At 65.1% G+C, this 3,557-nt stretch carries 4 protein-coding genes; all 4 read left to right on the top strand.

Annotation, left to right across the window (positions count from 1 at the left end; all coding sequences use genetic code 11):
• The first annotated feature begins 210 nt into the window (after positions 1-210).
• The 4 genes from wrbA to AC5JJ6_RS04580 all read left to right on the top strand — a co-directional run bounded on the left by wrbA (position 211) and on the right by AC5JJ6_RS04580 (position 3,371).
• Positions 211-813, top strand: coding sequence for an NAD(P)H:quinone oxidoreductase (gene wrbA, locus AC5JJ6_RS04595; protein ID WP_496040916.1), 603 nt, complete (start codon positions 211-213; stop codon positions 811-813).
• Positions 814-863: 50 nt separating this feature from the next.
• A complete protein-coding gene (locus AC5JJ6_RS04590; protein WP_496040915.1) occupies positions 864-1,823 on the top strand; it encodes a glutathione S-transferase family protein in 960 nt (319 codons plus the stop codon).
• A gap of 5 nt (positions 1,824-1,828) precedes the next feature.
• A complete protein-coding gene (locus AC5JJ6_RS04585; protein ID WP_496040914.1) occupies positions 1,829-2,533 on the top strand; it encodes a pirin family protein in 705 nt (234 codons plus the stop codon).
• Between the two features lie 109 nt (positions 2,534-2,642).
• Positions 2,643-3,371, top strand: a complete 729-nt coding sequence (locus tag AC5JJ6_RS04580) for a protein phosphatase CheZ (protein WP_496040913.1) — start codon at positions 2,643-2,645, stop codon at positions 3,369-3,371.
• Positions 3,372-3,557: the final 186 nt, after the last annotated feature.

Here is a 3,557-nt window from a genome sequence, read left to right as displayed (position 1 = left end):
GCTGCGGGTGTCGACCACGCGCAGGAAGGCCAGCATGTCGTCGAGCCGGTCCATGGCTAACACATCCTGATTGTTGCGCCTGATTGTTGCGTTGGACAAAACAATCAAGTTCGAGATTGGGCTATTATCGGTTCCGATGCAACGCCCTATCTTCAGTCGGGTTAGTGCGGTGGATCGCCGCCGACGGAATTCAAATTTGGGAGACGAGACATGGCAAAGGTCCTGGTACTCTATTACAGCACCTACGGTCACATCGAGACGATGGCCGGCGCCGTCGCTGAGGGCGCGCGGTCGGTTCCCGGTACCGAAGTCACGATCAAGCGGGTGCCCGAGCTGATGCCGCCGGATGTCGCCGCCAAGGCCGGCGTCAAGCTGGATCAGGCCGCTCCGATCGCCAATCCGGCCGAGCTGGCCGACTACGACGCCATCATCTTCGGCACGCCGACCCGCTTCGGCAACATGGCGGCGCAGATGCGCAACTTCCTCGACCAGACCGGCGGGCTGTGGGCTCAGGGCAAGCTGATCGGCAAGGTCGGCAGCGTGTTCGCGTCCAGCGCCAGCCAGCATGGTGGCCAGGAAAGCACCATCCTGTCGTTCCATACTACGCTGCTGCACCAGGGCATGGTGATCGTCGGGCTTCCCTATAGCTTCGCCGGCCAGATGCGGATGGACGAGATCACGGGCGGCTCGCCTTACGGTGCTACGACTTTGGCCGCCGGCGACGGCTCCCGCCAGCCCAGCGCCACCGAACTCGACGGCGCCCGCTTCCAGGGCCGCCACGTTGCGGAGATCGCCACGAAACTGCACGGCTGATGTTGCAGGGGTGACATTTGGGCTCCACGCGGCAGGAAAGGACGACGACCATGGGTTTACTGATCGACGGACGCTGGCAGGACCAGTGGTACGACACGAAATCGACCGGCGGCGCGTTCAAGCGGCAGGAGAGCGCGTTCCGGAACTGGATCACCGCCGACGGCTCGTCGGGGTTCAAGGCGGAACCGGGGCGCTATCACCTTTATGTGTCGCTGGCCTGCCCGTGGGCGCACCGCACCCTGATCTTCCGCAAGCTGAAGAAGCTGGAAGACGCGATCACCGTCTCGGTGGTCGAGCCGCTGATGCTGGAGAACGGCTGGGAGCTGGCGCCGGGCGCCGATCCGGTCAACGGCAAGAGCTTCCTGTACCAGGTCTATACCGAGGTGAAGCCCGACATCTCGGGCCGGGTCACGGTGCCGGTGCTGTGGGACAAGCAGAAGCGGACCATCGTCAGCAACGAATCGGCCGAGATCATCCGGATGCTGAACTCGGAGTTCGATGCGTTCGGCGACGCCTCGCAGGACTTCTACCCCGAGGAGTTGCGGGCCGAGATCGACGAGATCAACGCCTATGTCTACGACCGGGTCAACAACGGCGTCTACAAGGCGGGCTTCGCCACGGGTCAAGCGGTCTACGAAGAAGCCTTCGACCGGCTGTTCGAGGCGCTGGACAAGCTGGAGGAGCGGCTGGGGCGGCAGCGCTGGCTGGCCGGGAACCGGCAGACGGAAGCCGACTGGCGCCTGTTCACGACGCTGGTGCGGTTCGACCCGGTCTATGTCGGGCACTTCAAATGCAATCGCCAGCGCATCCAAGACTACCCGAACCTGTCGAACTACCTGCGGGATCTTTACCAGACCGGCGGCGTCGCGGAGACGGTCAGCTTCGACCACATCAAGCGGCATTACTACGGTAGCCACAAGACCATCAACCCGACCGGCATCGTGCCTGAGGGACCGGCGCTCGACTACGGCGCTCCCCATGACAGGGACCGGTTCGATACTCAGGACTGACGACGATGATCGAGGTTATTCCCTTCGCTTCGCTGGGGCGGTTCGATAATGAGTGGCTGGCCGCCCGCTACCATTTCAGCTTCGCCAATTACCGGCACCGCGAGCGCAACGGCCTCGGTCCGCTGCTGGTGTGGAACGACGACACGATCCAGCCGGGCACCGGCTTTCCGCGCCACGGCCACCGTGACATGGAGATCATCACCTATGTCCGCGAGGGGGCGATCACCCACGAGGACCATCTTGGCAATGTCGGCCGGACCCAGGCCGGCGACGTGCAGGTGATGAGCGCCGGCAAGGGCATCCTGCACGCGGAGTTCAACCGGGAGGCGGAGCCGGCCCGGATCTTCCAGATCTGGATCATGCCCGACGCCGAGGGGCACAAGCCGCGCTGGGAAACCAAGGCGTTCCCCAAGGGCGAGGCCGCCGGCCGGCTGGTCGTGCTGGCGTCGGGACGCGAGGGCGACGGTGACAAGGGCGCCCTCGCGATCAACCAGGACGCGGCGCTGCTGGGAGCGACGCTGCCGGCGGGGACGACGGTCACCCACGCGATAGGGCAGGGTCGGCAGGCCTATCTGGTGGTCGCGCGCGGCACGGTCCGGGTCAACGGAACGCAAGTCGGCGAGCGCGACGGAGCGGCGGTGTCCGGCGAGAGCGCCATCGCCGTCGAGGCTTTAGGGGAGGCCGAATTGCTTATAGCGGATCTGCCCTAAAGCCGAGGTTACGGGCGGGGAGTGCAGTGCAGCATGTTAACTTTCAATAAATTGGATACAGCCATACTCGGGCATCCAAGCGCACTAGATTCGCAGGTAAAGTTCCGCAATGTCGGCAAAGCCATTCACCGCTGAACTGCAACGCCTGGGCCTGCCGCTGCGGCATGCCGCCCATGCCGAACCGGAGGCGCCACAGTCCGCGCCGGCAGCCTTGCCATCGCCGGCGATCGCCGGCGCCTCACCTGCCGAGTTCATGGCGGCCATCGACAGGATCGAGCGGCGGCTGGACGAGCTGGCGGCGCTCCAGCCGGCGCCTGCCGCCCCGGCGGCAGTCGGACCCGACGTGGCCGATCTCCAACGGCGCATCCAGGACACCCAGATCGAGATCGCGGCGCTTCGGCATCCCAAGGCCGAGCAGGACCGGCTTGTTGTGGCGGGGGAAGAACTGGCAGCCATCGTCAGCGCCACTGAAACAGCTACCAACGGCGTGCTGAGCGCCGCCGAGCTGATCGAGAAGACGGCGGTCGCGATGAAGGCCCGGCTGTCCGACGTGGCGGACAAGCGGGACCTCGACCTGATGATGGACGCCGTCGTCAGCATCTTCGAGGCCTGCAATTTCCAGGACATCACCGGCCAGCGGATCGGCAAGGTCGTGCGCACGCTCGACTTCATCGAGGAACGGGTGGTCGCCATGATCCAGACCTGGGGGACGGAAGCCTTCGCCCATCTGCCGCATACCTTCGAAGTGCCGGTGGCGGAGGAGGCGAAGCTGCTGAACGGGCCGCAGTTGCAGGGCAAGGCGATCAGTCAGGCCGAGATCGACGCTTTGTTCGACTGAACGGGTTCGCCGGGCGAGCGGATTTTCCTCACCGCCCGCCTTCGGCATGGACAAGCCGTTCCAGACGGTCCAGCAGGTTGTTCTTGCGGAATGGCTTGACCAGCAGTTCGGTCACGCCGGCGGCGAGGCATCGCTGGTCGTCATAGGCATTCGGAGCGCCGGTGATCGCGACGATGGGGACCGGTC

This window comes from Skermanella sp., assembly GCF_059503625.1.
The sequence above is the reverse complement of the archived record's forward strand: the minus strand, read 5'-3'. Positions and strand labels throughout refer to the sequence as shown.

Excerpts from the sequence above, each read along its gene's own strand:
- AC5JJ6_RS04585 (WP_496040914.1), top strand. The coding sequence starts at position 1,829 with ATGATCGAGGTTATTCCCTTCGCTTCGCTGGGGCGGTTCGATAATGAG.
- AC5JJ6_RS04580 (WP_496040913.1), top strand. The coding sequence starts at position 2,643 with ATGTCGGCAAAGCCATTCACCGCTGAACTGCAACGCCTGGGCCTGCCG.
- AC5JJ6_RS04590 (WP_496040915.1), top strand. The coding sequence starts at position 864 with ATGGGTTTACTGATCGACGGACGCTGGCAGGACCAGTGGTACGACACG.
- wrbA (WP_496040916.1), top strand. The coding sequence starts at position 211 with ATGGCAAAGGTCCTGGTACTCTATTACAGCACCTACGGTCACATCGAG.